Origin of the sequence: Arthrobacter pityocampae, from assembly GCF_002927275.1 — a bacterium.
Classification (GTDB): Bacteria; Actinomycetota; Actinomycetes; order Actinomycetales; family Micrococcaceae; genus Arthrobacter_D; species Arthrobacter_D pityocampae.
In genome coordinates this window covers 245,918-272,129 of record NZ_PRKW01000004.1, presented here as the reverse complement: position 1 = coordinate 272,129, position 26,212 = coordinate 245,918, and the positions used below count along the sequence as shown (strand labels likewise).

Annotated in this window: 26 protein-coding genes; 17 read left to right on the top strand and 9 right to left on the bottom strand. The window is 70.6% G+C overall.

Annotation, left to right across the window (positions count from 1 at the left end; all coding sequences use genetic code 11):
* Both C4K88_RS10270 and C4K88_RS10265 read right to left on the bottom strand, forming a co-directional pair.
* Positions 1-948 (bottom strand): 1,4-dihydroxy-2-naphthoyl-CoA synthase, encoded by a 948-nt coding sequence (locus C4K88_RS10270; RefSeq protein WP_104121533.1) that lies wholly within the window; start codon positions 946-948, stop codon positions 1-3.
* Between the two features lie 49 nt (positions 949-997).
* Positions 998-1,435 (bottom strand): VOC family protein, encoded by a 438-nt coding sequence (locus C4K88_RS10265; protein ID WP_104121532.1) that lies wholly within the window; start codon positions 1,433-1,435, stop codon positions 998-1,000.
* 83 nt (positions 1,436-1,518) lie between these two features.
* Here C4K88_RS10265 and C4K88_RS10260 point away from each other — a divergent pair, with 83 nt between their 5' ends.
* On the top strand, positions 1,519-2,316 hold the full coding sequence (locus C4K88_RS10260) for a tyrosine-protein phosphatase (RefSeq protein ID WP_104121531.1): 798 nt from the start codon (positions 1,519-1,521) through the stop codon (positions 2,314-2,316).
* Here the strand turns inward: C4K88_RS10260 and C4K88_RS10255 are convergent.
* Together C4K88_RS10255 and C4K88_RS10250 are read right to left on the bottom strand one after the other, a co-directional pair.
* Positions 2,313-3,182: an SGNH/GDSL hydrolase family protein gene (locus tag C4K88_RS10255; protein ID WP_104121530.1), complete on the bottom strand. Its 870-nt coding sequence runs from the start codon at positions 3,180-3,182 to the stop codon at positions 2,313-2,315. The two genes, C4K88_RS10260 and C4K88_RS10255, sit on opposite strands and share 4 nt — an antisense overlap.
* A complete protein-coding gene (locus C4K88_RS10250) occupies positions 3,179-3,550 on the bottom strand; it encodes a hotdog fold thioesterase (RefSeq protein ID WP_241521862.1) in 372 nt (123 codons plus the stop codon). Before C4K88_RS10250 ends, C4K88_RS10255 begins: the two co-directional genes overlap by 4 nt.
* A 523-nt stretch (positions 3,551-4,073) precedes the next feature.
* Here C4K88_RS10250 and C4K88_RS10245 point away from each other — a divergent pair.
* The 5 genes from C4K88_RS10245 to C4K88_RS10225 are packed head-to-tail and all read left to right on the top strand — an operon-like array spanning position 4,074 to position 9,811.
* Complete coding sequence (locus C4K88_RS10245) at positions 4,074-5,366, top strand: ABC transporter substrate-binding protein (RefSeq protein ID WP_104121528.1); 1,293 nt, start codon at positions 4,074-4,076, stop codon at positions 5,364-5,366.
* Between the two features lie 2 nt (positions 5,367-5,368).
* Positions 5,369-6,355, top strand: coding sequence for a carbohydrate ABC transporter permease (locus tag C4K88_RS10240; RefSeq protein ID WP_104121527.1), 987 nt, complete (start codon positions 5,369-5,371; stop codon positions 6,353-6,355).
* Positions 6,352-7,266, top strand: coding sequence for a carbohydrate ABC transporter permease (locus C4K88_RS10235; RefSeq protein WP_104121526.1), 915 nt, complete (start codon positions 6,352-6,354; stop codon positions 7,264-7,266). Before C4K88_RS10240 ends, C4K88_RS10235 begins: the two co-directional genes overlap by 4 nt.
* Positions 7,263-8,732 (top strand): GH1 family beta-glucosidase, encoded by a 1,470-nt coding sequence (locus C4K88_RS10230; protein WP_104121525.1) that lies wholly within the window; start codon positions 7,263-7,265, stop codon positions 8,730-8,732. The genes C4K88_RS10235 and C4K88_RS10230 overlap by 4 nt, the downstream gene beginning before the upstream one ends.
* Entirely contained in the window at positions 8,732-9,811 is a 1,080-nt protein-coding gene (locus C4K88_RS10225; protein ID WP_438502349.1) for a LacI family DNA-binding transcriptional regulator, read from the top strand. The genes C4K88_RS10230 and C4K88_RS10225 overlap by 1 nt, the downstream gene beginning before the upstream one ends.
* Here the strand turns inward: C4K88_RS10225 and C4K88_RS10220 are convergent.
* Complete coding sequence (locus C4K88_RS10220) at positions 9,742-11,946, bottom strand: S9 family peptidase (RefSeq protein ID WP_438502345.1); 2,205 nt, start codon at positions 11,944-11,946, stop codon at positions 9,742-9,744. The two genes, C4K88_RS10225 and C4K88_RS10220, sit on opposite strands and share 70 nt — an antisense overlap.
* Before the next feature lie 172 nt (positions 11,947-12,118).
* Here C4K88_RS10220 and C4K88_RS10215 point away from each other — a divergent pair, with 172 nt between their 5' ends.
* The 4 genes from C4K88_RS10215 to paaZ are packed head-to-tail and all read left to right on the top strand — an operon-like array spanning position 12,119 to position 17,175.
* Entirely contained in the window at positions 12,119-13,327 is a 1,209-nt protein-coding gene (locus C4K88_RS10215; RefSeq protein ID WP_104121523.1) for a thiolase family protein, read from the top strand.
* Positions 13,327-14,067 carry an enoyl-CoA hydratase/isomerase family protein gene (locus tag C4K88_RS10210; protein ID WP_104121522.1) on the top strand — a complete coding sequence of 247 codons (741 nt, stop codon included), beginning with the start codon at positions 13,327-13,329 and terminating at the stop codon, positions 14,065-14,067. The genes C4K88_RS10215 and C4K88_RS10210 overlap by 1 nt, the downstream gene beginning before the upstream one ends.
* Positions 14,064-15,032 carry a 3-hydroxyacyl-CoA dehydrogenase family protein gene (locus C4K88_RS10205; RefSeq protein WP_104121521.1) on the top strand — a complete coding sequence of 323 codons (969 nt, stop codon included), beginning with the start codon at positions 14,064-14,066 and terminating at the stop codon, positions 15,030-15,032. Before C4K88_RS10210 ends, C4K88_RS10205 begins: the two co-directional genes overlap by 4 nt.
* 55 nt (positions 15,033-15,087) lie before the next feature.
* Entirely contained in the window at positions 15,088-17,175 is a 2,088-nt protein-coding gene (paaZ, locus tag C4K88_RS10200; RefSeq protein WP_104121520.1) for a phenylacetic acid degradation bifunctional protein PaaZ, read from the top strand.
* Positions 17,176-17,283: 108 nt separating this feature from the next.
* Here paaZ and C4K88_RS10195 read toward each other — a convergent pair whose 3' ends face one another.
* A complete protein-coding gene (locus C4K88_RS10195) occupies positions 17,284-18,093 on the bottom strand; it encodes a type IV toxin-antitoxin system AbiEi family antitoxin domain-containing protein (protein WP_146065667.1) in 810 nt (269 codons plus the stop codon).
* Positions 18,094-18,527: 434 nt separating this feature from the next.
* Complete coding sequence (locus tag C4K88_RS10190; RefSeq protein ID WP_104121518.1) at positions 18,528-19,139, bottom strand: TetR/AcrR family transcriptional regulator; 612 nt, start codon at positions 19,137-19,139, stop codon at positions 18,528-18,530.
* A gap of 141 nt (positions 19,140-19,280) precedes the next feature.
* Here C4K88_RS10190 and C4K88_RS10185 point away from each other — a divergent pair, with 141 nt between their 5' ends.
* The 7 genes from C4K88_RS10185 (at position 19,281) to C4K88_RS10155 (ending at position 24,597) form a co-directional block, all read left to right on the top strand.
* Positions 19,281-19,733, top strand: a complete 453-nt coding sequence (locus C4K88_RS10185; RefSeq protein ID WP_104121517.1) for a helicase associated domain-containing protein — start codon at positions 19,281-19,283, stop codon at positions 19,731-19,733.
* A gap of 219 nt (positions 19,734-19,952) precedes the next feature.
* Positions 19,953-20,930, top strand: a complete 978-nt coding sequence (paaA, locus tag C4K88_RS10180; RefSeq protein ID WP_104121516.1) for a 1,2-phenylacetyl-CoA epoxidase subunit PaaA — start codon at positions 19,953-19,955, stop codon at positions 20,928-20,930.
* Positions 20,931-20,984: 54 nt separating this feature from the next.
* A complete protein-coding gene (paaB, locus tag C4K88_RS10175; protein WP_104121747.1) occupies positions 20,985-21,278 on the top strand; it encodes a 1,2-phenylacetyl-CoA epoxidase subunit PaaB in 294 nt (97 codons plus the stop codon).
* Complete coding sequence (paaC, locus tag C4K88_RS10170) at positions 21,275-22,099, top strand: 1,2-phenylacetyl-CoA epoxidase subunit PaaC (RefSeq protein WP_104121515.1); 825 nt, start codon at positions 21,275-21,277, stop codon at positions 22,097-22,099. Before paaB ends, paaC begins: the two co-directional genes overlap by 4 nt.
* A 21-nt stretch (positions 22,100-22,120) precedes the next feature.
* Positions 22,121-22,633: a 1,2-phenylacetyl-CoA epoxidase subunit PaaD gene (gene paaD, locus C4K88_RS10165; protein ID WP_104121514.1), complete on the top strand. Its 513-nt coding sequence runs from the start codon at positions 22,121-22,123 to the stop codon at positions 22,631-22,633.
* The gene (gene paaE / locus C4K88_RS10160) at positions 22,633-23,763 is read left to right on the top strand and encodes a 1,2-phenylacetyl-CoA epoxidase subunit PaaE (protein ID WP_104121513.1); all 1,131 of its coding nucleotides are present in this window, start codon (positions 22,633-22,635) and stop codon (positions 23,761-23,763) included. Before paaD ends, paaE begins: the two co-directional genes overlap by 1 nt.
* Before the next feature lie 54 nt (positions 23,764-23,817).
* Positions 23,818-24,597, top strand: coding sequence for an enoyl-CoA hydratase/isomerase family protein (locus tag C4K88_RS10155; protein ID WP_104121746.1), 780 nt, complete (start codon positions 23,818-23,820; stop codon positions 24,595-24,597).
* Between the two features lie 16 nt (positions 24,598-24,613).
* Here the strand turns inward: C4K88_RS10155 and C4K88_RS10150 are convergent, their stop codons facing one another.
* Together C4K88_RS10150 and C4K88_RS10145 are read right to left on the bottom strand one after the other, a co-directional pair.
* Positions 24,614-25,273 (bottom strand): dihydrofolate reductase family protein, encoded by a 660-nt coding sequence (locus C4K88_RS10150; protein ID WP_104121512.1) that lies wholly within the window; start codon positions 25,271-25,273, stop codon positions 24,614-24,616.
* 255 nt (positions 25,274-25,528) lie between these two features.
* Entirely contained in the window at positions 25,529-25,930 is a 402-nt protein-coding gene (locus tag C4K88_RS10145; RefSeq protein ID WP_104121511.1) for a nuclear transport factor 2 family protein, read from the bottom strand.
* Between the last annotated feature and the right edge of the window lie 282 nt (positions 25,931-26,212).

The following is a 26,212-nucleotide window of genomic DNA, read 5'->3' as shown; positions in this document are numbered from 1 at the left end:
CTAGAAGTAGTAGGGGAATGAGGACCAGTCCGGGGAGCGCTTCTCGAGGAACGCCTCCTTGCCCTCCACCGCCTCGTCCGTCATGTACGCGAGGCGGGTCGCCTCGCCCGCGAAGACCTGCTGGCCGGCGAGGCCGTCGTCGGCGAGGTTGAACGCGAACTTCAGCATCCGGAGGGCCTGTGGGCTTTGGCGGGCGATGTCGGCGGCGTACGCGAGCGCGGTCACCTCGAGCTCCTCGTGGTCGACGGCCTCGTTGACGGCGCCCATGTCCACCATGTCCTGTGCGGAATACTCGCGGGCCAGGAAGAAGATCTCCCGCGCCTTCTTCTGTCCGATCTGGCGGGCCAGGAGGGCGGACCCGTACCCGGCGTCGAAGCTGCCCACCGTGGCGTCCGTCTGCTTGAACCGGCCGTGCTGCGCCGACGCGATCGTCAGGTCGGCGACGACGTGCAGGCTGTGCCCGCCGCCCGCGGCCCACCCGTTGACGACGGCGATGACCACCTTCGGCATGGTGCGGATCAGGCGCTGTACCTCGAGGATGTGGAGGCGGCCGGCCCGCGCCGGGTCGATCGTCTCCTTCGTCTCGCCCTCCGCGTACCGGTAGCCGTCGCGGCCCCGGATCCGCTGGTCGCCTCCCGAGCAGAAGGAGTGGCCGCCGTCGCGCGGGCTGGGCCCGTTGCCGGTGAGCAGCACGGTGGCGACGTCGGGCGTCATCCGCGCGTGGTCGAGGGCGCGGTACAGCTCGTCGACGGTCCCCGGGCGGAACGCGTTGCGCACCTCGGGGCGGTCGAAAGCGATCCGCACCGTGGGCAGGTCGCGGACGGCGTCGCCGTCGCGTTCCACCTGCCGGTGGTAGGTGAGGTCGGTGAAGTCCTCGAAGCCCGTGACGACCCGCCAGCGGGTGGGGTCGAAGATGTCGGATACCTTGGCGGGGAGCTCTGAAGTCACCGGTCGAGTCTAGCGGCGCGGGCCCGGGCGCGTGCCCCGGTGCCCGCGGTCAGGCGATGCAGAACTTGTTGCCCTCCGGGTCGAGCATGACGTACCAGGCGTGCGGGCCCTGGGCGTGCTGCTCCACGTAACGCGCGCCCCGTGCCTCGAGCCGCGCCCGCTGGGCGTCGCGGTCGGCGCCGTCCAGATCGACGTCGATGTGCATGCGGTTCTTGACGGTCTTCGGTTCCGGCACCGGTTGGAAGAGGATCCGCTCGCGGCCCGGACGGCCGACGTCGTCCGCCCGGCAGATGGCGGTGCCGTCCTTCCAGACGCGCGCCCCGTTGCGCGTGATGACGTCCGTTTCCCGCGCGTACCCCGCCGTGATCATCCGGTCGATGAACGCCTCGTCGGTCGGTTCGACGGTCCAGCCGAGTGTCTCCGCCCACCAGTCCGCCTGGGCGTGGGGGTCCGTGCAGTCGAGGGTGATCTGGATCGCGAAAGGCATGACGGAAGGCTAGGACTTCCGGAGGGGAAGCGGAAGGGCCGTGCCGGACGGCGGGCCCGTCCGCCCGTTGCTACGCTTCGGCCATGGACGCCACCCCGCTCGCCGGCCCCGACGCCACCCCTGATGTCCCGGCAGCGGACACCAGCGCCTCCGGACGGACGGGTGCCCTGTGGGACGGTGCGGTGAACGCGCGGGACCTCGGCGGTCTCGGGGGCTCCGTCCAGCCGGGCAGGCTCTACCGGATGGGCCGCCGCGAGTGGCTCACGGAGGCGGGATGGCGCCAGGCGTGGGGGCAGGGCGTCCGGACCGTCATCGATCTCCGTTCCCCCGTGGAGGTCGGGCGCCGGGCAACGGACCCGCAGGTCGGGAGCGACGTCGTCGAGCGCTTCGTGTTCCTCAACCGTCCGACGGAGGACCCGGCGGACGAGGAGTTCCGGGCACTGTGCGGCCCGTACCTCAGTTCCCCGGAACACTACGGTGAGAACCTCAGACGGTGGCCGGAGCGATTCGTCGGCATCGCCCAGGCGTTCGTGGCAGCACCTGCCGGGGGCGTGGTGCTCCACTGCGCCGCCGGGAGGGACCGCACGGGACTCGTGGTCGCGGTGCTGCTCGGCGCGGCGGGGATCGGCACCGCGGAGATCTGCGCCGACTACGCGCGGGCCGTCACCGCCATGAACGAGCGGTACCGCGGCCAGGAGACACCGCACGAGACACCGAGGACGGACGACGAGCTCGCCGTGTGGCTCGCCCGGGCGCAGACGCAGCTCGAGGACCTGCTGTCATCACTCGACGCAGCGCGCTACCTCCGCGACGCCGGCCTGAGCGCCGATGAGCTCGCCGGTCTCAGGGCACGCCTGACGCGCCCCGTCCGGCCCCTCTAGCGCTGCAGCTGGGCGAGGTTCACCGAGCTGCGCACGGCGGGGAAGTAGCCGGACCGGTAGCCCTCCGCCGTCGGGTGCAGATTGTCGACGGCACCGGGCTGGAAGGTGATCCAGGGATCCGTGGAGCCGAGCCCGTGACCCTCGAACTTCTGCACGAGGTCGACGAACGTGAATCCGTGAGCCTCGGCCCGGACCCTGATCACCGCGTTCACGGCGTCGGTCGCGTCGTTGAACGCGATCTGCGAGGCGACCGGCAGGAGCGCGGGCGTCCCCGCCTCGGGGGAGAACAGGTGCGGATAGCCGGTGACCACCACGGTTGCCCCGGGCGCCGCGGAACCGACCGTGCTGTACAGCGTATCGAGGGTGCGCTCGAGCGCCGGAAGGGCCGTGGCGTTCTGGACGGCGATGAACTGCTCGCAGTCCGCGGTGGGACGGGTCGCGCACACTCCGGCGACCTGCCCGAAGCCCGCGTCGTTGCCACCCGCTGAGATGGTCACGAGGTCCGTGGACGGGGAGAGGGCGCCGGTGGCGGTGACGCGGGCCACCTGTTCCGGGAGGTCCAGGGCTCCTCCCGCCTCGCTGGCGGCCTTGGCGCCGGCGCAGGTGGCATCGGCCACCAACTCCACCTGTTTCTTCGAGTCGAGGATGCCGGGCAGGCCGAGGGGAGACTGGCCGCACGCGTTCACGTAGGAGCCGGTGCCGAACCCCGAGGCGTACGAGTCCCCGAGCGCCACATGGGCCAGCGGTGCCGGCGGTGCGGCCGCGACGGGGCCTGCGGCGCCCCCGAGCAGGGCAGCCGTGGCCGCCGCGGCGAGGGCGGCGAGCCGCGTCGTCCTGGTCCTGGTGGTGCGCTTCGTGAGGTTCATGGGCTCACGGTACCGGGGATCGGCCGATCGAGGAGCAGGTTGGTGATGCGGAGCGTGCACAGGCGCCGTCCGGCGTCGTCGGTGATCAGCACCTCGTGCGTGGTGAGGGTGCGCCCGAGGTGGATCGGCGTCGCCGTGACGGTGACGACACCGTCCCTCACGCTCCGGTGATGCGTGGCGGATACGTCCACGCCCACCGCCGTCCTGCCGAGGGTGGACGCGTGGATCACCGCGGCCCAGGACCCTACCGCCTCACCGACGGCGAGCGATGCTCCGCCGTGGAGGAGTCCGAAGGACTGGCGGTTCCCCTCGACCGGCATGGTCGCCACGACCCGCTCGACCGACTGTTCCACGATGGCGACGCCCATCCGCTCGTCGAGCTCTCCGAGGGTGATGGTCCAGGGGGGTAGGGCTTCGTTCGTCACGGCGTGCTGCTCCTGTGGGTGGGTCAGAGTGATGGGTTGTCCGCCACTCTAGCGCCGGCCGGTCCCTGCCCAAGGCGGGCGCGTTTCATAACGATCCGGTCAAGGCGGCGTCGCGCACCTCGCGCTGACCTGCGACGATGTCGATCCCACCCCCGCCCTCGGACTGGTGGAAGCGCTCCCACTTGACAGTGTCACAGGTCACAGTCACGATGGATGACACGGCGTGAGAGCGCTCCCACCGGGATCGTCCCACAGAGGGAGGCGCACTCCCCGCCGTTACCACCACCCGCATCCGCGGCGAGCTCATCCATGTGCTCCCGCGCCCGTCGGCGCCTTCGACCTCCTGAAGGACATGTACCAGCCGACCGTTCCAGCCCACGTCCCCTGGGGGCGCGGGTGCCATCAGGAAGTTCCCTCCAGGATCCGCTGCAAACGCAGGGGGATCCGAGTTGACGAAGGAGTCACCGTGCGCAATCGAGTACGAATCACCGCCCTTTCGGCCGCGGCCACCTGCCTCGCCCTGACCCTCACCGCCTGTGGGTCGGGCGGCGAGGAAAACCCCGGAGTGGAGGGGGAGACCGGCACCGAGGACGTCACCCTCTCGGTCGGCACGTTCAACGAATTCGGCTACGAGGAACTCTTCACCGAGTACGAGGAGCTCAACCCGAACGTCACCATCGAGCACAAGAAAGCAGCGACCTCCAACGAGGCCCGCGACAACCTCACCACGCGGCTCGCGGCCGGCTCCGGCCTCTCCGACATCGAGGGTATCGAGGTGGACTGGCTGCCGGAGCTGCTCGAGTACCCGGACCAGTTCGCGGACCTCTCCGACCCCGCCGTCGAGGGACGCTGGCTGGACTGGAAGACCGCCGCCGCCACCACCAAGGACGGCGCCCTCATCGGCTACGGGACGGATGCAGGGCCCCAGGGCGTCTGCTACCGCGCGGACCTGTTCGAGAAGGCCGGGCTCCCGAGCGACCGCGAGTCCGTCGCCGAAATGCTCGACGGCTCCTGGCAGGACTACTTCGACGCCGGCAAGAAGTTCGTCGCGGCGAGCGACGGCGTGGCCTGGTTCGACTCCGCCGGAGCGACCTACCAGGGCATGATCAACCAGGTCCAGAACGCCTACGAGGACAACGACGGCACGGTCATGGCCACCGAGAACGCCGAGGTGAAGGACATCTACGAGCAGGTCCTGCAGGCCTCCGTGGATGACGACCTGTCCGCGCACCTCACACAGTGGGAGGACGACTGGGTAGCCGGCTTCCAGTCCGACGCCTTCGCGACCAAGCTCTGCCCGGGGTGGATGCTCGGCGTCATCGAGGGCAACGCAGAGGGCATCGAGGGCTGGGACATCGCCGATGTCTTCCCCGGCGGCGGCGGCAACTGGGGCGGGTCCTACCTGACCGTGCCCACCCAGGGCGACAACCAGGCCGAGGCCAAGAAGCTCGCGGACTGGCTGACGGCCCCCGAGCAGCAGATCAAGGCCTTCGAATCCAAGGGCACCTTCCCCAGCCAGGTCGACGCCCTCGAGAGCGACACGCTCCAGGGGCAGACCAACGCGTTCTTCAACGACGCCCCCACCGGTGAGATCCTCGCCAGCCGGGCCGCCGCCGTCGACGTCACGCCGTTCAAGGGCCCCAAGTACTTCGCGATCAACGACGCGATGCAGCAGGCCCTGACCCGCGTGGACGTCGACAAGACCGACGACGCGGCCTCCTCCTGGGACAAGTTCGTCACCGCTGTGGGCGCTCTGTAACCATGGCTGTCACGGACCGGGTCCAATCCCCCCACCCCACGGACGGGCAGGCGCCACGCGAGAAGAGCGTGAAGCGGCTGGCCTTCTCCCAAAAGGTGTCGAAGTGGGACGTCAGGCTGTCTCCGTATCTCTACATCTCCCCGTTCTTCCTGCTGTTCGCCGTCACGGGCCTGTTCCCCCTGCTCTACACCGCATGGGTCTCGCTCCACGACTGGAACCTCATCGGGGGACAGGGCGCCTTCACGGGACTGGAGAACTTCCAGTTCGTCCTGGCGCAGCCGTTCTTCTGGAACGCGGTAGGCAATACGTTCAGCATCTTCCTCCTCTCGTCCGTCCCGCAGGTCGTCATCGCCATCGCCATCGCGGCGGTGCTGGATGCCAACCTCCGGGCCAGGACGTTCTGGCGGATGGGCGTCCTCGTCCCCTTCGTGGTGGCCCCCGTGGCCGTCGGACTGATCTTCAACAACCTCTTCGCCGACCAGGCCGGCCTGGTGAACGAACTGTTGACGGGGATCGGACTGGACCCGGTCCGCTGGCACTCCGACTCCCTCGCGAGCCACGCGGCCATCGCGACAATGGTCAACTTCCGCTGGACCGGCTACAACGCGCTGATCTTCCTCGCCGCCATGCAGGCCGTCCCCCGGGACGTCTACGAGGCGGCGACCATCGACGGCGCCGGGCGGCTCCGCCAGTTCTTCTCCGTCACCGTCCCGATGCTGCGGCCGACGATCATCTTCGTGGTGATCACGGCGACCATCGGAGGCCTCCAGATCTTCGACGAGGCCAGGGTCTTCGACCAGGCGGGACTCGGCGGGGCCGACCGGCAGTGGCAGACCCTCACCATGTACATCTGGGAGCTCGGCTGGGGCCAACGCAACTTCGGCAGGGCCTCGGCGGTCGCCTGGCTCCTGTTCCTGATCATCGTGGTCATCGCGCTGGCAAACTTCCTCATCACCCGCCGCATCGCAAGCCAGGGAGGCCGACGATGAGTTCCATCCCCATGATCGAGCAGACTGCAGGCAAGGGCGCGGCCCGTGCCGCCCAGCGGGGCCTCGGCTCCCGACGCCGCGGTGCCCCGGGCGGCACCATGCGGCGCCCGGGCTTCCTCACCTACGGGTTCCTCGGGGCCGTGATCCTCGGGTCGGTGTTCCCGCTCTGGTGGTCCTTCCTGGTGGGCAGCCACGACAGCTCCGTGATCAGCCAGGGCGTCCCCCTGGTGCCCGGCGGCAACTTCGTCGCCAATGCAGCCACCGTGCTGGACAGCATCCCGTTCTGGAAGGCGCTCGGCAACAGCGTTCTCGTCTCGACCGTCACGGCGTTCTCCGTGGTCCTGTTCTCCACGCTCGCCGGGTTCGCCTTCGCGAAGCTCCGCTTCCGCGGGAGCAAGGCCCTGCTCGTGTTCGTCATCGCCACGATGGCGGTCCCCACCCAGCTCGGTGTGGTGCCCCTGTTCATCGTCATGGCGAAGCTCGGCTGGACCGGCTCGCTCTGGGCGGTGATCGTACCCGGCGTGGTCACGGCGTTCGGTGTCTTCTGGATGACCCAGTATCTCCGGGACGCGCTGCCGGACGAGCTCATCGAGGCCGTGCGCATCGACGGCGCCTCGATGATCCAGGCGTTCTGGTACGTGGGACTGCCCGCGGCGCGCCCGGCGGCGGCTATGCTCGCCCTGTTCACGTTCGTCGCCACATGGACCAACTTCTTCTGGCCGTTCATCGTGCTGGATCCCTCCAATCCCACCCTCCCGGTGGCACTGCAGCTGCTCCAGGCCGCGCACTTCGTCGACTACTCGATCGTGCTCGCCGGTGCCGTGCTCTCCACCATCCCCCTGCTGCTCCTCTTCGCAGTCGCAGGACGCCAACTCGTTTCCGGAATCATGCAAGGAGCAGTCAAAGGATGAGCAGTACCGAGATCACCTTCCCCGAGGGCTTCCTCTGGGGCGCGGCGACCGCCGCCTACCAGATCGAGGGCGCAGCCCGCGAGGGCGGCCGCGGGCCGTCCATCTGGGACACGTTCGCCCGGGTCCCCGGCGCCGTCGCGGACGCCCACAACGGCGACGTCGCCTGCGACCACTACCATCGCTCGGCCGACGACGTCGCGCTCATGAAGAGCCTCAACCTGCAGGCGTACCGGTTCTCCACGTCGTGGTCCCGCTGCATGCCGGACGGCGTCACGCCGAACCCCGAGGGCATCGCCTTCTACTCCCGGCTCGTGGACCAGCTGCTCGAAGCCGGGATCAAGCCCTGGCTCACCCTCTACCACTGGGATCTTCCCCAGGCGCTCGAGGACCAGGGCGGCTGGACCAACCGCGACACGGCCTACCGCTTCGCCGAGTACGCAGCACTCATGCACGAGGCCCTCGGCGACCGCGTCCGCATCTGGACCACGCTCAACGAGCCCTGGTGTGCGGCGTTCCTCGGCTACGCCGCCGGCGTGCACGCCCCCGGACGGCAGGAGCCGACGGCGGCCCTGGCCGCGGCGCACCACCTCCTGCTGGGGCACGGTCTGGCGACGCAGGAGCTGCGCCGCCGGGACCCGGAGGCGACGCTCGGCATCACGCTGAACCTCACCGTCCCGGACCCCGCCGACCCGGCCAGCGAGGCCGACCGCGACGCCGCCCGGCGCATCGACGGGCAGTTCAACCGGATCTTCCTCGACCCCGTGCTGCGGGGTTCCTACCCCGAGGACGTCCTCCGCGACGTCGAGCACCTGGGGCTGGCCGACCACATCCACGTGGGGGACCTGGACGTCATCGGCGCCCCCATCGACGTGCTGGGCGTGAACTACTACCACGGTGAAGCCGTGACGACCACGCCGTCGGGGGAAGCCGCACCGCAGGAGGGCCACGCCCCGCTCGAGCGCCCGGTCTCCTCGCCCTACGTCGCAGCGCCGGGCGTCCGTTCGGTCCCGCGCGGGCTGCCCGTGACGGCCATGGACTGGGAGGTGCAGCCCGAGGGGCTCCGCCGCCTGCTCAACCGGCTGCAGGACGAGTACACCGGACCGGCCGGGATCCCGCTCTACATCACGGAGAACGGTGCCGCCTACAACGATGCCGCGGACGCCGACGGCTTCGTGGACGACCAGGACCGCCTCGGCTTCTTCGACGTCCACGTCCGGGCCATGAAGGACGCCATCGACGACGGCGTGGACCTCCGCGGCTACCTCGCGTGGTCCCTCATGGACAACTTCGAGTGGGCCTGGGGCTACCACCAGCGCTTCGGCCTGGTCCGGGTGGACTACGAGAGCCTGGAGCGCACCCCGAAGGCGAGCGCCCTCTGGTACGCCCGCCTGGCCGCCACCAACACCGTGCCGGCCAGAAATTCCGCGCAGGACGTCGTGACGGCGGGTGTCGTATTGTCGGGATGATGAACACGTCCCCGCCCCGGTCGCCGCGCCGGACCGCAAGCCGCCCGAGTCCTACGCTCGAGGATCTTGCGCTGGCGGCCGGGGTGTCGCGGTCCACGGCGTCCCGCGCCATCAACGGCGGGGACCGCGTCAGCCCCGAGGCGCAGGCGGCCGTGGAACGAGCCGTCGGGGACCTCGGGTACATCCCGAACCGGGCGGCCCGCAGCCTCGTGACGCGTCGGACGTCCTCGATCGCCCTGGTCATCCCGGAGCCTGACGTCCGGGTCATGATGGACCCCTTCTTCGCCGTCGTGATCACCGGCATCACGGAGGCTCTCCGGGACACCGACGTGCAGCTGGTGCTGCTGATGTCGCGAGCCGACGACGACGCGTCCCGCACCCTGCGCTACCTGCGCGGCGGGCACGTGGACGGCGCCATCGTGGTCTCGCACCACGAGGCCGACTCCTGGGCGAGGTCCCTCGCCCAGACGGGCCTTCCCACCATCTTCATCGGCCGCCCGTGGGACACGGCCTCGGACGTCACGTATGTGGATTCCGACAACGTGGGCGGCGGCCGGCTGGCGGCCCGACACCTCGTCGGGCTCGGACGCCGCCGCCTCGCGACGGTCGCCGGCCCCGCCGACATGACCGCCGCCGTCGACCGCCTGCGCGGCTGGACCGAGGGGCTCGCCGAGGCCGGCCTCCCCGCGTCGCCCGTGGTGCACGGCGACTTCACGACCGAGGGCGGCGCCGCCGCGGCCCGCCGGCTGATCGCCGAGCACCCGGACATCGACGGCGTCTTCGCGGCGTCGGACCTCATGGCGCTCGGCGTGATCGAGGCACTCCAGGCCGCGGGCCGGACCGTCCCCGGGGACATCGCGGTCATCGGCTACGACAACCACGCGGTCGCGGCGACGGCGCCGACACCCCTCACCACGATCACGCAGCCCATGGTCGGGATGGCTGTCCGGGCGGGGAGGATGCTCCTCGAGGAGATCGAGGCCCCGGGCTCGCACCCGGAGCCCGTCATCTACCCGACGGAGCTCGTCGAGCGCGCCAGCACCGCCGTCGCGCCCACGGCGTCCGCGGCGAACGCGTAGTCCCAGGCGATGTCGCGCCAGCGCGAATAGCGGCCGCTGGCCCCGCCGTGGCCGCCGTCCATCTCGGTCTTCAGGACGATCGGCTCGGTGCCCGTGGTGGTCTCGCGCAGCTGGGCCACCCATTTCGCGGGCTCCACGTAGAGCACCCGCGTGTCGTTGAAGCTGGTCACCGCGGCGATGCGCGGGTAGGCCACGGGACGCACGGTCTCGTAGGGCGTGTACTCCTTCATGTACCGGTACACCTCCGGGTCCGTGATCGGGTTGCCCCACTCCTCCCACTCCAGCGCCGAGAGCGGCAGTTCCGGGTCGAGGATCGTCGTGAGGGCGTCCACGAAGGGCACCTGCGCCACGATCGCCCGGTACTTCTCCGGTGCCAGGTTCACGACGGCGCCCATGAGCAGCCCTCCGGCGGACCCTCCCATCGCGGCGATGCGCCCGGCGTCCACCCATCCCGAGGTGCCGAGGTAGGTCGTGGCGTCCACGAAGTCCGTGAACGTGTTCTTCTTGGCCAGCTTCTTGCCCTGCTCGTACCAGCTGCGGCCCATCTCCCCGCCGCCGCGGATGTGCGCGACGACGAAGACGATGCCCCGGTCCAGCAAGGAGAGCCGGGCGATTGAGAACGCCGGATCCATGCTGACCTCGTAGCTGCCGTAGGCGTAGATCAGGCCCGGATTGGACCCGTCCCGGGGGAGGTCCGCACGGCGGATGACGGACAGTGGGATCAGCGTGCCGTCCGTGGCCGGCGCCCAGTGCCGTTCGGCGACGTAGTCGGCGGGGTCGTAGCCGCCGCGCACCTCGGTCTCCTTCCGCAGCTCCAGCGATCCCTCCTCGAGCACGTAGTCGTAGACGCGCGGCGGCGTGAGATAGGAGGTGTAGGAGAGGCGGATGATCGGGGAGTCGAACTCGGCGTTGGCGAGGTTGCTCGTGAACAGCTCCTCGTCGAAGTCCGGCTCGGTGGGCACGCCCTGCGCGGGCGTCCCGAGGCCCGCCAGCGGCAGGACCTGCACGCGCTCGATGGTGTCCTTCCGGACGGACAGGACCAGGTGGGTGCGGGTGACGGTGGCGCCCTCGACCCGCACGGCGTCGTCGTGCGGGACGACCGTCGTCCACGCCTGGTCGGCGAGCGGCTTGGCGAACTCGCCGGCGGCCACGAGGCTCACCATGGAGTTCTTCGCGTCGCGGTCGTGGGTCAGCAGGTAGTACGGTGCGCCGTCGAGGGTGAGCGGTTCGGCGTCGTACAGGATGCGCTCGTCGCGGGAGAGCAGGGTGGTCAGCCCCCGCTCCGGCGCGGCGAGATCCAGGACGCGGTACTCGCTGTACTCGGAGCAGCCGATGGTGATGAGCAGCTGCGTACGGTCCGCCGAGATCTCGAAGCCGGTCCACAGGGCCACGTCGTCCTCCTGGAAGACGACGGCGTCCTGTTCCACGGGGGTTCCCAACGTGTGCGCGCGCACCTGGTAGGGGCGCCAGGAGTCGTCGACGACGGTGTAGTAGACCCGCGTGCCGTCCGGGGAGAAGGCCAGGCCGTAGAAGACGTTCGGCACGGCGTCCGGCAGCAGGTCCCCGGTCTCGAGGTTCTTGATGCGCAGCGTGAAGCGCTCGTCGCCGGCGTTGTCCTCGCTGTACGCGAGCAGCGTGCCGTCCTCGGTGACGGACAGCCCGCCCAGCGAGAAGAACGGCTTGCCCTCGGCGAGGACGTTGCCGTCGAGCATGACCTGCTCGCCCGGGACGGGCTGCCCGGGAACCACCACGGGCGGCGTCCAGTCGCGGGTGGGATCGCCGGTGTCCTCGGCGGCCACCCGGCACTGGATGCCGTACTGCTTGCCCTCCTCGGTGCGGGAGTAGTACCACCACCCCTTCTTCCGGGCGGGCACGGACAGGTCCGTCTCCTGCGTCCGGTCCCGGATCTCGCCGAAGATGGCCTCGCGGAGCGGTTCCTGGGAGCGGGTGACGGCCTCGGTGTACGCATTCTCGCGCTTCAGGTGCTCGATCAGTTCCGGGCTCTCCTTCTCGCGCATCCACTCGTAGTGATCGATGAACGTGTCCCCGTGGTGGGTGCGCTCGGAGGGCACCTTCCGGGCGGGTGTGGGGAGGGGGATCTCGGTCACGGCGGCATCAGCGGTCATGGCCTCCATCTTGCCACTGCCGGTCCGCCGCCCCGCTGCTCCTGCGGGTCCAGGACCCCGCCGTCGCGGCCGGTTGACCGTGCCGGGGTGCCGTGCAATTCTGGAGCAGGCCTTTACAGAACGAGCGTTCGGTAATTCCTTCGACGGGAACGGGCCGACCACGACGACGAGGGAGACGAACATGGCCGAGGCTTTCCTGGTGGGTGGTGTCCGCACCCCCGTTGCCCGGTACGGCGGCGCCCTCTCGAGCGTCCGGCCGGACGACCTCGCAGCGCTCGTCCTCTCCGCCGTCGTCCAGCGCGCCGGCGTCGACCCTGCCACCGTGGACGAGGTGATCCTCGGCAACGCCAACGGTGCGGGGGAGGAGAACCGCAACGTCGCGCGTCTCGCATCCCTCCTCGCCGGCTTCCCGGACGGCGTCCCCGGCATCACCGTCAACCGGCTCTGCGCCTCGGGCCTCTCCGCCATCATCATGGCGTCCCACATGATCAGGGCCGGGGCCGCCGACATCGTCGTCGCCGGCGGGGTCGAATCCATGAGCCGGGCGCCGTGGGTCATGGAGAAGCCCACCAAGGCCTTCGCGAAGCCCGGGGCCGTGCTGGACACCTCCATCGGGTGGCGCTTCACCAACCCGCTGCTCGCGGCCCGCGACAAGGCCACCTACTCGATGCCCGAGACCGCCGAGGAACTCGCGGCACTGGACCGCATCACGCGCGACGACGCCGACGCCTTCGCGCTGCGGTCCCATCAGCGGGCCCTCGCGGCCATCGACGCCGGACGCTTCGCGGAGGAGATCGTCCCCGTGCAGGTGAACCGCGGCAGGACGTCCTTCTCGGTGGACACCGACGAGGGGCCCCGGGCCGACACCACCCTCGAGGCCCTCGCGGGGCTCCGGCCCGTGGTCCGGCCGGACGGCATCGTCACCGCCGGGAACTCCAGCTCCCTGAACGACGGCGCCTCCGCCGTGATCGTCGCGTCCGAGGCGGCGATCGAGCGGTACGGGCTGACGCCGCGCGCCCGCATCCTCGACGGCGCGTCCGCGGGCGTCCCACCGGAGATCATGGGCATCGGCCCGGTCCCGGCCACGCAGAAGGTCCTCGAGCGCACCGGGCTCACCGTCGCCGACCTCGGCGCCGTCGAACTCAACGAGGCCTTCGCCACGCAGTCGCTGGCCTGCATCCGCCGGCTCGGCCTCGACGAGGAGATCGTGAACCGCGACGGCGGGGCGATCGCGCTCGGCCATCCCCTGGGATCCTCGGGCGCGCGGATCGCGGTCACTCTGCTCGGCAGGCTCGAGCGCGAACTCGCCGGACCCGCCCGGCGCCTCGGCCTGGCGACCATGTGTGTCGGCGTCGGCCAGGGGACCGCCCTGCTCGTCGAGGCCGTCTGATGGCGTCGTCGCTGACGCTCACCGACGCGCCCGGACGCCTCGTCGCCGCCCTGAACCGGCCGGAGGCCCGCAACGCGATCGACCGCCGGATGGTCGACGAGCTCCACGCCGTGTGCGCGGACCTCGAGCGGTCACCGCGCACGCTCATCCTCACCGGGTCCGACGGCGTCTTCGCCTCGGGCGCCGACATCGCCGAGCTGCGCGAGCGCCGCCGCGACGACGCCCTGGCCGGCATCAACTCCACGCTCTTCGCACGCATTGCCGGACTGCCCATGCCCGTCATCGCGGCCCTCGACGGGTACGCGCTGGGCGGGGGCGCGGAACTCGCCTTCGCGGCGGACTTCCGGCTCGGGACCCCGCGCCTGAGGATCGGCAATCCCGAGACAGGCCTCGGCATCCTGCCCGCCGCCGGCGCCACCTGGCGGCTCAAGGAGCTCGTGGGGGAGCCCCTCGCCCTGGAGATCCTCCTCGCCGGGCGCATCCTCTCCGCCGAGGAGGCCCTGGACGCACGCCTCATCACGGAGATCCACGCACCGGAGGATCTCCTACCGGCAGCCCACGCCCTCGCGGACCGCATCGCCCGGCAGGACCCGCTCGCCGTCCGCATCACCAAGAGCGTCTTCCATGCACCCCGGGAGGCGCACCCGATGATCGATCAGCTGGCCCAGTCCATCCTGTTCGAGTCCGACGCCAAGTTCGACCGCATGCAGCGGTTCCTCGACCGAAAGAAGGGTTCATGAGCAGCGGTTCCAGCGGGGTCCCGGTCGACCCCAGCGCCGACGCCAAGGCCGAGCCCGGCACCGACCCCGGCGCTGGCCGCAGCAGCGTCGCGGACCGCGTCCCCGCGCGCGTCGGCGTCCTCGGCGGCGGCCGCATGGGCGCCGGCATCGCCCATGCGTTCTGCCTCGGCGGGGCCGAGGTCGTCGTCGTCGAACGGGACGACGCCGCGGCGCAGGCCGGGCTCGACCGCGTCACCCGGGCCCTCGCCCGCAGCGTCGAGCGCGGGACGACGGCGGCACCGCTCGCCGACCTCGAGGCCCGGATTTCCGTGTCCACGGACTACGCGGACTTCGGCGGGTGCGGCCTCGTGGTGGAGGCCGTGCCGGAGGACCCCGCCCTGAAGCGGCAGGCGCTGCGGGCCGTCGAGGACGTGCTCGACGACGATGCCTGGCTCGCGACGAACACCTCCTCCCTGTCGGTTGACGCGCTCGCGGGCGCGCTGCGCCGCCCCGCGCAGTTCTGCGGGCTCCACTTCTTCAACCCCGTCCCGGCGTCGGCCCTCATCGAGGTGGTCCTCGGGACGGAGACCTCGGCCGGGCTCGAGGAGGCCGCCCGGTCCTGGGTCGCCGCCCTCGGCAAGACGCCCGTCGTCGTGCGCGACTCACCCGGGTTCGCGAGCTCGCGGCTCGGTGTGGCCATCGCCCTGGAGGCGATGCGCATGCTCGAGGAGGGCGTCGCCACGGCGGAGGACATCGACGCCGCGATGGTCCTCGGCTACCGGCACCCGGTGGGCCCCTTGCGCACCACGGATCTCGTAGGGCTGGACGTCCGGCTCGGCATCGCCGAATACCTGGAATCCACCCTCGGACCCCGCTTCGCCCCGCCCGCGATCCTTCGCGAGAAGGTGGCGCGCGGCGACCTCGGCCGCAAGAGCGGCCGCGGCTTCTTCGCCTGGGACGACGCCCCGCCGTCGCCCGCTCCTTGACCCAGCCAGACCCCCAGCGCCCATCCCGGCAGCACCAGTGAAAGGTGAGCGGACCATGACCACCGCCCCGGAACGAGTACAGATCGACGTCGTGCCCAGCTTCCTCGAGGACGCTTGGTGGACGCCCGAGCGGGCCGCCGCGGAGGGCGACGGCACCGTGGTGCGCGACGCCAGCACCGGCGAGGACCTCGCCCTCGTCAGCACGGCCGGGATCGACACGGCCGCCGCGGTCCGGTTCGGGCGGACCACCGGTCAGGCGGCCCTCGGCCGGTTCACGTTCCACGAACGCGCGCTGAAGCTCAAGGAACTCGCCCAGTACCTGAACGCCCAGCGCGAGCCGCTGTACGAGCTGTCGGCGAAGACCGGCGCCACGCGGGTCGACTCGATGGTGGACATCGACGGCGGCATCGGCGTGCTCTTCACGTTCGGGTCCAAGGGTCGCCGCGAACTGCCGAACTCGCACGTGATCGTGGACGGCCCGCCCGAGGTGCTCTCCAAGGACGGCTCGTTCCTCGGCACGCACATCCACACGCGCATCCCCGGCGTCGCGGTGCAGATCAACGCGTTCAACTTCCCGGTGTGGGGCATGCTCGAGAAGCTCGCGCCCGCCTTCCTCGCCGGGGTCCCCACGATCGTGAAGCCGGCCACGCCCACCGGCTTCCTGACCGCAGCCGTCGTGAAGCTCATCATCGGCTCCGCGATCCTGCCCGAGGGGTCCCTGCAGCTCGTCTCCGGCCCGGCCCGCGACATCCTCGACCACCTCGACTACCGCGACCTCGTGTCCTTCACGGGCTCGGCGTCCACCGCGAACCACCTGAAATCCCACGCGTCCGTCGAGCGCGGCGGGGTCCGCTTCACGTGCGAGACCGACTCCCTGAACGCCGCGATCCTCGGTCCGGACGCGGTGCCGGGGACCCCCGAGTTCGAGGCCTTCATCAAGTCCCTGGTCACCGAGATGACCGTCAAGGCCGGGCAGAAGTGCACGAGTATCCGGCGGTCCATCGTGCCCGAGGTGCTGGTCGACGACGTCGTGCGTGCCGCCGGCGAGCGGATCCGCTCGCGGGTGACGCTCGGGGACCCGCGGGCCGACGGCGTCACCATGGGCGCGCTCGCGTCGCTCGCGCAACTCGAGGGCGTGCAGGGTGCCGTCCGCGAACTGCTCGACGGCGGTGCGTCCCTGGCCTTCGGCTCGCTGGACGCGCCCGACGTCGTCCTCGCCGACAACACGACCGGCAAGGCGCCCGGCGGCGCGTTCATGGAGCCGGTGCTGCTCACCTGGGCCGACGTCGAGGCCGGGGCCCTGCACTCCGTGGAGGCGTTCGGGCCTGTCGCGTCCGTCATCGGCTACGAGGACCTGGCGCACGCCGTCCGGCTCGCCGCCCTCGGCTCGGGGTCCCTCGTCGCGACCGTGTGCACCAACGATCCGGCGGTGGCGCAGGAGCTCGTGCTCGGGATCGCCGCGCACCACGGCCGCGTGCTCATCCTCAACCGCGAGGACGCCCGGAGTTCCACGGGCCACGGATCGCCGGTCCCGCACCTCGTCCATGGCGGCCCCGGCCGGGCGGGCGGCGGCGAGGAGCTGGGCGGTATGCGTTCGGTGCTGCACCACATGCAGCGCACCGCAGTACAGGGTTCGCCGAACATGCTCACGAGCATCACGGGGGAGTGGCACACCGGCGCGGACCGCCGGTTCGACGACGCCCACCCGTTCCGGAAGGACCTGGCGACGCTGCGCATCGGCGACGCCGTCCGCTCGGAGCTACGCAAGGTGACGCTCGAGGACATCGAGGCCTTCGCGGAGACCACGGGGGACACCTTCTACGCCCACACTAACGAGGAGGCGGCGGCTGCGAACCCGTTCTTCCCGGGGATCGTGGCCCACGGGTACCTGCTGCTGTCCTGGGCCGCCGGCCTGTTCGTGGACCCCGCACCCGGGCCCGTCCTCGCGAACTACGGACTGGAGAACCTGCGGTTCATCACTCCGGTGGCCGCCGGGGACTCCATCCGGGTGACACTCACGGCCAAGCGCATCACGCCGCGCGAGACCGATGAGTACGGCGAGGTCGCGTGGGACGCCGTCCTGCACAACCAGGCCGATGAGATCGTAGCGACCTACGACGTCCTGACCCTCGTGCGGAAGTAGCCGGCGCTTCGGCCCGGTGCGCGGGTAGCCCGGTGCCCGGTTTCGCTTGTGATGCCCACCGACACGTGCACCTCGGTGGGCATCACCGATCATGCCCACCGGAATCGCTCAGTGACCGGGCCGGCGTGAGGCGATGGCGGCCCGTACGAGTGCCAGGAACTGGTCCGGCTCACGTGTCAGCAGGGCGTGGGTCACCCTGAGGACCGGCACGCCCTGCATGGTGAGCACGTTCCAGCGGCGTCGGTCCTCCTCGAACTCGCGATGGTCGCTGTGGTGCTGGCGCCCGTCCACCTCGATGCCGAGGATTCCGTCCACGTACAGATCGAGCCGGCCCACGCCCCGGATGTATACCTGAGACTGGGTGCTGAGGCCCGCGGACCGGAGGTGGTAGCGCGCCACGGTCTCGAGGACGGACTGCGAATGCGGGTCGATGAGCTCGACGATCCGCCGCAGGGCCCCGTCCCGTCGTCCGCCCACCGAGTCCTTCAGCCGGGCGAGCGGGACGTGGCCCAGCGCGACGGCGGACTCGACGATGCACAGGGCATCTAGTTCGGGCAGGCACCGCATCGCCTGGAGGCAGATCCGCAAGGGAGTGAGCAGTCCCTCCGATCTGTGCACGCGGAATCGGGCGTCGAGGGCGCGCCCGTGGTTCACGCTCGCATGGATCAGCGACGGCGGTCGCAGGGTCCAGAGGCCGGGACCCCGCGCCGCACTGATGCAGGCAAGCTCCGCGTGCACGCAGGTGGCCGTCAGAAGACCACTGGTATGGCCGGGCAGACAGTAGACACCACGGACCGGGCGGAGTACCTCCCCGCGCGTCAGCGCCCGCCTGAGCCGATGAGGGGTGACTCCGGCCCGGAGAAGTCTCGTGCTGCGGGCTACACCGCCGAAGGCTTCCAGCGCATTGCTTGGGTTCATGGAGGCACCCTGACAGTCCGTGCTGCTCGCCGACCCGCATGACCGGCGTATGTGGACAAGGTACTGACACTCATGCACGCCGGTCAGGTGATCGTCAGGGGTGCTTCAGTGGTTCTGCCCACCGACGCCGGCCCCGGTCAGCGGCGCTTGAGTGCTGCTGCCCATCGACACACCTGGTTCGGTGGGGATGTCTCACCATGCCCACTTAGCTGGGCGAGTCGGAGGGCAGAAGGGTTGCACGGGCAGGGGTCGTAGGGCAGAAGGGTTGCGCGGCCCGGGGGCGGGGGTGCTTCAGCGGTTCTGCCCACCGACGCCGGCCCCGGTCAGCGGTGCTTGGGTGCTTCTGCCCATCGACACAGCTGGTTCGGTGGGGATGTCTCACCATGCCCATTTAGCTGGGCGAGTCGGCGGGCAGAAGCGTCGCCCGGCCAGGGTCAGCGCCGATGCAGGCCGTCGAACACCATGTGGATGATGTCGTCGGAGAGCTTCTCTGCGGTCAGGGGGCCACCCGGCTTGTACCACTCGACGATGGAGTTGATGGTGCCGAAGATCAGGCGCGTGGTGGTCCTCGGGTCGATGTCCTTCCGGATGGAGCCCTCATGCCGCGCGGCATCGACGAGGGCCGCCACTTCGCGGTCGAAGGCCCTGCGTCGCTGGAGCGCCTCCCGCTCGATCTCCGTGTTGCCGCGCAACCGCAACAGCAGCGTGACGAAGGGCAGCCGGTCGGTCAGGACGGCGATCGTCCCCCGCAGCACGAACTCGAGCCGGGCGTCCGCGGGGCCGGTGTGCGAACGGGGGTCCTGCAGCACGGATTCCAGGCCGCCGAGCGCCTGATCGAGGGCCAGCCGGAGGAGGTCCCCCTTGGACGGCACGTGGTGGTAGATCGCGGACTTGCTGATGCCGAGCTCTTCGGCGAGCATGCCCATCGACGTCGCCTCGTAGCCGTGCCGGTTGAAGGCTGCGACCGCGACGGCGAGGACCGACTGCTGGTCGTACCCGGGGCGTCCGCGCCGGGCAGCGGCTGGGCGGGATCCGTCGACGGTCATGGGCCCATTTTTGCACGACGCTCCAGCACACCGGACGGGTGGCGGTGAGGGAGGCATCACTCTCAGCGGGTGATAGTTAGCTTGCCTAGTTAGTAGTACCCTTATTACTATCATTTGCTCCACTCGGAAAGGCCGCTCCCCGTGCTGACCACCTCCTGGGACCTCCGCCTGCGGGCACTCATCGCCTTCCGTGACAGTGAGGGCCGTGACCCGTATTTCAGGGCCTCCACGCCGGGCGAGCACCGCCTGGCCGTGTGGCTCGACGAACAGCGCAAGGCCGCCCGTGCCGGTCGCCTGACGCCGGCGCACCGGGCGAAGCTCTGCGAGGCAGGGCTGCTCTCAGAGGACGCGACCGGTCATCAGCGCACCGGGGCCGCCTGGCTGAAGGTCGAGAGCATCTCCGCGTTCCTCGAGGACGAGGGCCGATTGCCGTCCCTCTCCTCTCCCGCGACCGCCGGGGAGAAGCGGCTGGCCGCCTGGATGAACGCCCAGCTCTCCTCGCGAGCCGCCGAGAACGGACCCGTCCGGGAACTGCGGGAGATCCTGGCCGCGAGCCAGGACAGCCGGGACGCGCCACTCGCCCGCGTGGGCTGACGCTGCACCCCAATGACGCAATGACGCAATGACCCAATGACCCAATGACCCAATGACGCCCGGCGCACCACGAGGCCCGCACCTTCCAGGCCTCAAGAATCCCCTCCCTGACCAGCCGAACCCTGCCCGCCCAACCGTTGACCTCCCTCGCCGGCCCTCCCTATACTGAACGAACGGTCGGTAATTAAACCGGACGTCCGGACGAGCGAGGCAGGCACCATGACGGCTACAGCGATCGAGACCCGCGCGGACCACGACGCCGCCGGCGAGAAGGTCTTCAACGACCTCATCGCCCAGGACATGCGCATCGAACCGCGCGACTGGATGCCCGCGGACTACCGCAAGTCCCTGACCCGCCAGATCTCCCAGCATGCGCACTCCGAGATCATCGGCATGCAGCCGGAGGCGAACTGGATCACGCGGGCGCCGTCCCTCAAGCGCAAGGCCGTGCTCATGGCGAAGGTCCAGGACGAGGCCGGGCACGGGCTCTACCTGTACTCCGCTGCGGAGACCCTCGGCACCCCGCGCGACCAGATGACCGAGGACCTCATCGCCGGCAAGGCGCGCTACTCGAGCATCTTCAACTACCCCGTGCTGACCTGGGCGGACATCGGGGCCATCGGCTGGCTCGTCGACGGAGCGGCCATCTGCAACCAGGTGCCCCTCTGCCGCGCCTCCTACGGCCCCTACGGGCGTGCGATGGTCCGCATCTGCAAGGAGGAGTCGTTCCACCAGCGGCAGGGCTTCGAGATCCTGCTCGAACTGGCCAACGGCACCCCCGAGCAGCGCGCCATGGCCCAGGACGCCGTCAATCGCTGGTACGCGCCGTCGCTCATGATGTTCGGTCCGCCGGACGAGGATTCCCCGAACTCGCAGAAGTCCATGGAGTGGAAGATCAAGCGCTTCTCGAACGACGAGCTGCGCTCCCGCTTCGTCGGCATGATGGTCGAGCAGATCAAGGTCCTCGGACTCGACCTGCCGGACAAGGACGTCCGCTTCGACGAGGAGAGCGGCCGGTGGGAGCACGGACCCCTCGACTGGAACGAGTTCAAGGAGGTCCTCGCGGGCCGCGGACCCTGCAACGCCCAGCGCATGGAGCGGCGCCGGGAGGCCCACGAGGACGGCGCCTGGGTCCGCGACGCCGCCTCGGCGTACGCGGCCCGCCAGGCCGCGAAGCACACGACGAAGGCGGCCTAGGTGACCGGCGGATCGACCACGGGCGACGACGGCGCGACCGCACCGACGTCGGGCCTGCACGAGGACCGCGCGGCCTGGCCGCTCTGGGAGGTCTTCGTGCGCTCCTCCCGCGGGCTCTCCCACGTCCATGCGGGATCGCTGCATGCACCCGACGCCGCGATGGCCCTGCGCAACGCCCGTGACCTGTACACGCGCCGCAACGAGGGCGTGAGCCTGTGGGTGGTCCCGGCGTCGTCGATCATCACGAGCGACCCGGACGCGAAGGGGGCCTTCTTCGAATCGCCGCAGGGCAAGGACTACCGGCATGCCACGTACTACACGAAGAGCGAGGGGGTGAAGCACCTGTGAGCGAGGCGAACGCCAGTGCCACCCGCATCACCCCGGGCAACGCGCTGCGGCCCGAGGACATCGCCCTCCAGGACGCGAAGCCCGCCGACGCCGTCGCCCGGTACGCGCTCGGGCTCGGCGACGACGCCCTGATCCTCGCGCAGCGGCTCGGCTGGTGGATCTCCCGGGCCCCCGAACTCGAGGAGGACGTGGCGCTGGCCAACATCGCCCTCGACCAGATCGGCCACGCGCGGTCCTTCCTGACCTACGCCGGCCGTGCCTGGGACAGGACCGAGGACGACCTCGCCTACTTCCGCCGCGAGCCCGAGTTCCGCTCGGTGCACCTCGTCGAGCAGCCCAACGGGGACTTCGCCCGCACCATCGCCCGGCAGTTCGTCGTCTCCCTCTACCAATGGGAGCTCTACTCCCGCCTCGTCCACTCGAGCGATCCGACGCTCGCCGCGATCGCCGCCAAAGCCGTCAAGGAAGTCGACTACCACCGGGACCACGCCACCCAGTGGGTCCTGCGCCTGGCGCTGGGCACGGAGGAGTCGCGCCGCCGGATGATCGCCGGGCTTCGACTCACCTGGCCCTACGTCGAGGAACTGTTCACCGATCACCCGCTCATCGACGAGGTGGGCGACGCCGGCGTCCGCCCGAGCGAGCTCCGCGCACCGTTCGACGACGCCGTGCTGACGGTCCTCACCGAGGCCGAACTCGACGTCCCCGCCGTGCCGGGAGCCACCGGCGGCGGCCGTCTGGGACGCCACAGCGAGCACCTCGGGTACATGCTCGCCGAGATGCAGGTCCTCGCCCGCGAGCACCCCGGGGCGTCGTGGTGAGGGCCTACCTGTGAGCGCGGCATGGTGACCGGCACGGACCTGCGGCCTGCGGCGGCACCCGACGCGGCGGCATGGGACGTCGCGGCCACGGTCGTCGACCCGGAGATCCCGGTCCTGACCATCGAGGACCTCGGCGTGCTGCGTGAGGCCCACGTGGCGCCGTCGGGCCGGGTCGAGGTCGCGATCACTCCCACCTATTCGGGCTGCCCCGCCATGGACGCCATCCGCGACGACGTCACCGCGGCACTGCACGCGGCGGGATACGACGACGTCGCCGTCCGGCTCGTGCTCTCGCCCGCCTGGACCACGGACTGGCTCAGCGACGACGGCAAGGCGAAGCTCGCGCAGTACGGCATCGCGCCGCCGACCGGCAAGGCCGCCGTCGGGCCGGTGCGCCTCGGGCTGAGCGTCAAGTGCCCCCAGTGCTCGTCCCTGAACACCCGCGAGCTGACCCGCTTCGGGTCCACCTCCTGCAAGGCGCTGTACGTGTGCAACGACTGCAGGGAACCCTTCGACTACTTCAAGGTGCACTGATGGCCGTTGTCCTCGCCCCCTCCACCAAGCGGCGGAGCGCCTTCCACACGCTCACCGTCCGTAGCGTCCGCCGTCTGACGGAGGACGCCGTCGAGGTCACCCTCGACGTCCCTCCCACGCTGCAGGACGCCTTCGGGTACCTGCCCGGGCAGTACGTGGCGCTGCGCACCACGCTCGACGTCGACGGCGTCCCGCGGGAGGTCCGCCGCAGCTACTCCATCTGCGCCGACCCCCAACCCGGTGAGCTGCGCGTCGCCGTGAAGCGCGACCTCGGCGGCGTCTTCTCCACCTGGGCCAACGAATCCCTCGCGGCGGGGGACACCCTCGAGGTCATGAGCCCGCTCGGGCAGTTCACACCGCGCACGACGCCGGGGGAGCAGGCCGCCTCGTTCGTCGCCGTCGCCGCCGGGTCCGGGATCACCCCGGTGATCTCGATCGCCCGGTCCATGCTCGCCGCCGGCCCGGACGTGCGCTTCGACCTCGTCTACGCGAACCGCGCCGCGATGGACGTCATGTTCCTCGAGGAGCTCGCCGACCTCAAGGACCGCTACCCCGCCCGCTTCGCGGTGCACCACGTCCTCTCCCGCGAGCAGCGCATCTCGCCGCTGCTCTCGGGCCGGATCGACGCCGACAAGCTGGAGAAACTGCTCGGCACGGTCATCGACACCGACCGCGTGGACGAGTGGTTCCTCTGCGGGCCGTTCGAGCTCGTGCAGCTGTGCCGGGACTTCCTCACCGACCGCGGGGTATCCGCGGACAGGGTGCGCTTCGAACTGTTCACCACGGGTGAGCCCACCCGGCCGGAGGGCAGCCACGGGCGCCCGGTCCTGCCCGCCGACAACGGGGAGAACTACACCATCTCCTTCAACCTGGACGGGCTGCAGGGCTCCGTGCAGAGCCCCACCCACGCCCGCGAGTCCATCCTCAACGCCGCCCTCAGGGTGCGGCCCGACGTGCCGTTCGCGTGCGCCGGCGGGGTCTGCGGGACGTGCCGCGCGAAGCTCGTCCAGGGCACGGTGGCCATGGAGGAGAACTACGCCCTCGAACCCGACGAGGTGGCCGCGGGCTATGTCCTCACGTGCCAGGCCCACCCGACCAGTAGCGACGTCGCCGTCGACTACGACGCCTGAGAGGCAGCCATGACCCCCTCCACCACGCCGCCGCCCGGTGACCCCTCCGCCGGCATGGTCCGCCTCACCATCGTGAACGGCATCGCCGAGGTGGTGCTGGACGCCCCGTACCGGCTCAACGCCGTCGACGAGCAGGCGCTCACCGAGCTCTCCGCCGCGTACGACGCCGCCGCTGCGGGGGTCGCTGACGGCACCGTCCGCGCGCTCGTGCTGCGCGGGGAGGGGCGCGCGTTCTGCGCGGGCCGGGACCTCGGCTCCATCCAGCCGGGAGCCGACGACGCCTTCGGGTTCCTCGATGCCACGCTCACCCCGCTGCTGCGGAGGATGGCCGACTTCCCCGCGCCCACCTTCGCGGCGGCGCAGGGCGCGTGCCTCGGCGTCGGGCTGGGTCTGCTGCTCGCGACGGACGTCGTGTACGTCGCGGACAACGCGAGGATCGGCTCGCCGTTCGCCGCCCTCGGGCTGGCGCTGGATTCCGGCGGGCACTGGCTGTTCACCGAGCGGCTCGGGCCGCACCGGGCGTTGGACCTCATGTACACGGGGGACCTCATGACGGGGGCGGAGGCGGTGGCCGGCGGACTCTTCAGTCGCGCCGTGCCCGCCGCGGAGCTGCTCGACTTCACCCGGTCGAAGGCCGTGCGGGCGGCGAGCGGTCCGCTGCAGGCGCTGGTCGCCTCGAAGCAGCTCGTGGCGCGGATCCGCGACGAGCGGCTCGGACTGTGGCGGGCCATCAGCGGCGAGAACGACGTCCAGGGCGTGCTCGGGGCCTCCGACGACTACCGCGAGGGCCTCGAGGCGTTCCGGGAGAAGCGGGCGCCGCGCTTCACCGCCTGACGCCTGGCGTCCGGGTTCACCGGGCGCCGCGACGCGTGCCGACCAGGTGGACGACCCCCGACGGGGACGGGGTCGCCTCGATGTCGAAGCGTTCCTCCAGCCCTTCGAGGCCCTCCCACAGGCGCTCGCCCCGGCCCAGGATGATCGGCACGACGACGACGTGCAGGTGGTCGATGAGGTCGGCCGCGAGGAACTGGCGGATCGTGATGGCGCCGCCGCCGATCCGCACGTCGAGGCCGCCGGCCAGGGCGCGGGCCTGCTCCAGCGCGACGGCGGGGCCGGCGTCGACGAAGTGGAAGGTCGTCCCGCCGTCCATCTCGAGGGCCGGCCGAAGATGGTGGGTCAGGACGACGACGGGCGTGTGGAACACGGGGTTCTCCCCCCACCAGCCCTTCCACTCCTCGTTCTCCCAGGGTCCGCGTTGGGGGCCGAACTTGTTCCGGCCCATGATCTCCGCGCCGATCCCGGGCCCCCAGGCGCCGGCGAACGCATCGTCGACGCCGAAGGAGGCCTCGGAGTCCCCGTGGAGGCCCATCGCCCGGAAGGTGCGGGTGCCGATCGCCCACTGCATGAGCCGTGAGCCCGCATGCCCGAACGGGGCGTCGAGTCGCTGGCCCTCGCCGGTGGCGAAGCCGTCGAGGGAGACGGAGAAGTTGTGGACACGGACGAGGGACATGGGAGCTCCTGGTGCTGGTCGTGATCACCGGACGCGGCGACTGACGACCGACACTAGACAACGCAACCCCTGATGTACATGGGGCTCGGATCGGACGGCAGTCGAGATCTTCGCGAAGCCTACGAGCGCCGATGGCTGTGACGGTCGTCGCCCGACCGACGCGACACCGGTCAGGGCCACGGCTCACCGGCCATGTGACGGCGCATCCGAACAGCGTGTCCCCACCGGGGATCCGTCGGCCGTCGCCGGGCCGGCTCAGGCGGGTGCGGGGGAGCAGTGCCAGCGGGCTTCTTTCCAGCCCTCGTCGGTGTGTTTCCAGACGATCGTCACGACACACGGGTTCTCAATCACGGCGTCGGCGAGTTCCACTCTCTGCACGAACCGCAGCACGGAGTAGCCCAGGGAATCGACCTGCACGCCGTGGTAGTCGATGACGCGGGAGGACAGCACAGCATCCGCGGCTCGCATCGCCGCGAAGTTCTCGGCCATGTAGGTGTCCCATTGCGCTCGTGTGTCGATCACCACCGTCCGGCCGTGCGGATCGATGTCGACGATGCCGTAGTCATCGTCGACCATCGCGCGCAGGGCATCGAGGTCGAGCGCGTTCACGGCGTCCAGGAGCGCCTGTGTCTCCGCACGGAAGGGAAGATCCGGCATTCGCGGTCCTCGTGACGTCGTCGTCGAGTGCGGGCGGCCGCCCGTAGAGCACTGATGCTAGCGCATGGTTCACCGGGTCGACGGGAATCTCCGCGGACGATGCGGAGGCCGGGTGCCTGCACGGGCCGGAGGGCGAAGGGCTGGCGCCGACGGATATCGGGAAGATCATCGGCGCCAGCCGTGCCACCGTATACCGGTACCCGGGTCTTGGGGAGAAGGACGTCCTGGCACGGACAGGTCACGCATGGCGCACGGGAGTCGAACAGCGAAACACCATCGAGC